Source organism: Bacteroides sp. HMSC067B03 (assembly GCF_001811315.1).
Taxonomy (GTDB): Bacteria; Bacteroidota; Bacteroidia; order Bacteroidales; family Bacteroidaceae; genus Bacteroides; species Bacteroides faecis.
In genome coordinates this window covers 1-589 of record NZ_KV804449.1, presented here as the reverse complement: position 1 = coordinate 589, position 589 = coordinate 1, and the positions used below count along the sequence as shown (strand labels likewise).

The 589-nt window shown below is 47.0% G+C and carries 1 protein-coding gene; it reads right to left on the bottom strand.

The genetic code is table 11. The features are described from left to right. The coding region (locus HMPREF2794_RS21690) for an N-acetylmuramoyl-L-alanine amidase (RefSeq protein ID WP_070752669.1) at positions 1-424 on the bottom strand (424 nt) is incomplete at its 3' end. Between the last annotated feature and the right edge of the window lie 165 nt (positions 425-589).

The window sequence follows — 589 nt, the reverse complement described above, 5'->3', positions numbered from 1 at the left end:
TCCACTCGCATTTTTCGACGATGCCGTTCCCGTTTTTGTCCGGGCTGGTATCGCGATGTCCGAGGATATCAATAATGTCGTGGCGATGACAGATGTCCTGAACGAGCTCGCGCATGGCTTTCTTCTGTGCGTCTGTCCGGGTATCCTTTGCCTTACCGTTTTTATCCAGTCCCCCCTCATAGCAGATACCGATTGAACATCGGTTATAACTGGTATTCGTACCGGGAACGATAAAGTTGTCATGTGCTCCGACTTCGTTTTCCGCCCGCATGGGGATCACGCGACCGTCTTTCCGGATATAATAGTGGTATCCCCATTTACCGAAGCCGCGGGCTACGTGTGAATCATTAATTTGCTTCTCTGTGAAATCCTTGTCCTCACGTGTTGCGGAACAATGGATGATAATGTATGTAGGTTTATTCATCTTTCTTTTCCTCCTTATTTTCTGTTTCGTCTTCTCCTTGAATGTATTTCTTATACTTGCATTTATACCTGTAATCAACTCCGAAGAGTGCGCCCGCGAATGTCGAGACTTCGCCATAGGCGACTAAAACAGAGTTGTCAATCTGTCCCGTAGGTACTACCCAAA